This is a genomic window from Magnetospirillum moscoviense (assembly GCF_001650635.1).
In the GTDB taxonomy this organism is placed as follows: Bacteria; Pseudomonadota; Alphaproteobacteria; order Rhodospirillales; family Magnetospirillaceae; genus Magnetospirillum; species Magnetospirillum moscoviense.
This window is the reverse complement of the sequence record NZ_LWQU01000061.1, coordinates 1-1,658: the sequence shown is the minus strand read 5'-3', so window position 1 is coordinate 1,658 and position 1,658 is coordinate 1. Positions and strand designations below refer to the sequence as shown.

The window sequence follows — 1,658 nt, the reverse complement described above, 5'->3', positions numbered from 1 at the left end:
GCTGCGCCTGGCCCAGACGGCCCAGAAATTGGTCCAAAGCCCGCTTGCCTTTGCCCGTCTGGTCCGCGCCAACCTCATGCACCTGCGCCGCATCGACCGCCTAATCGGAGACGACCGCAGCCCCAGGGGCGCTCCCAATCAGATGGTGTTGCTATGAGCCCGAAAATTAAACCGGACAGCAGTGGGTCAAGCCCGGCCATGACGGGAGGAGAAAGTGTGCATCAGCGTAAACCAGACAGACTCTAAGCCGGCTGGCCGCGCAGCGATTCGTCCTTGATGGGCAGGTGGACCAGGGCGGCGGCGACGCCCAGGATGGCGGTGCCCATCCACATGACGTCATAGGACAAGGTGGCGTCATAGATCAGCCCGCCCAGCCACGAGCCCAGGAAGCTGCCGATCTGGTGCGAGAAGAACACCACGCCGAACAGCATGCCCATATGGCGCGGCCCGAACACATGGGCGATCAGGCCCGAGGTCGGCGGCACCGTCGATAGCCACAAAAGCCCGATCGAGGCGGCGAAGGCCAACAGCGTCGCCTCGTTCTTCGGCCCCAGCACGAAGGCCAAGGTGACGACGGCCCGGCCGAGATAGATCCACGACAGCACGTATTTCGGCCGATAGACCTGGGCCAGCCGGCCCATCCCATAGGTGCCGATGACGTTGAACAGGCCGATCACCAGCAAAGCGGTGGCGCCGGCTCCCTTGCTCATGCCGCACAGGGCCAGATAGCCGGGCAGATGCACGCCGATGAAGGTGACCTGGAAGCCGCAGACGAAGAAGCCCAGGGTCAGCAGCTTGAAACCGGGATGGGCCCAGGCCTCGCGCAGGGCCTCGCCGGCACTTTGCTGGTGGGTGGTGATGGCCGGGGGCGCGGCGGCCTTTTCGCCGCGATGCAGGATCAGCGCCAGCGGAATCGAGACAAAGGACAGGCAGGCCAGCACCCAGATGGCGCCGGTGGCGCCCAGATGGGCGATCAGCGCCTGGGCCACCGGGATCAGGGCCATCATGCCCAGCGACCCCAAGGCCGAGCCGATCCCCAACGCGGTGGTGCGGTATTGCGGCGACACCGCCCGGCCGACCGGGCCCAGCACCACGGCGAAGCTGGTGGCGGCCAGGCCAAAGCCGGAAACCACGCCCAGCCCCAAGGTGGTCAGGGTGGCGCCCCCCAGGGCGGTCAACACCATGCCCAGGCCGAAGGCGAAGGCGCCCAGAGCCGCGACACGAGCGGCGCCGAAGCGGTCGGCGGCGGCGCCGGTGAAGGGCTGGAAGGCGCCCCACATCAGATTATGGACCGCCACCGCCAACGAGAAGGTGGCCAGCGGCCAGTCGCGATCCAGCGACAGCGGGCCGATCAACAGGCCCTGCGCCTGGCGCGCCCCCATCGACACGCTCATCATGGTGGTGCCGGCCATGAAGATGGTCAGCACGGCCGGGCTTAGCCAAACGGGGCGGGTCATCGGCGGGTCTCGGGATCGTTGCAGCCTGGTCTCACTTTAGAGACCCCCATATGGGGCGGCAAACCCGTTTTGTTGATCCACCGATGAGGAAAATTTCATCCAGCCTGGACTTATACCAACCGATCAATGAATTGATGGGGTGGACGGCCCCTGCTCACCGGCGTCGCAATGCGCCAAGATGGTGGTTGTCGAGACACACCA

General features: G+C 66.0%; 1 protein-coding gene and 1 pseudogene. One reads left to right on the top strand and one right to left on the bottom strand.

The genetic code is table 11. The features are described from left to right. Positions 1-157 (top strand): annotated as a pseudogene (locus A6A05_RS21655) (IS4 family transposase); the annotation flags it as partial. A gap of 85 nt (positions 158-242) precedes the next feature. Here the strand turns inward: A6A05_RS21655 and A6A05_RS03145 are convergent. Beyond that, the gene (locus A6A05_RS03145) at positions 243-1,457 is read right to left on the bottom strand and encodes an MFS transporter (RefSeq protein ID WP_068497388.1); all 1,215 of its coding nucleotides are present in this window, start codon (positions 1,455-1,457) and stop codon (positions 243-245) included. Positions 1,458-1,658: the final 201 nt, after the last annotated feature.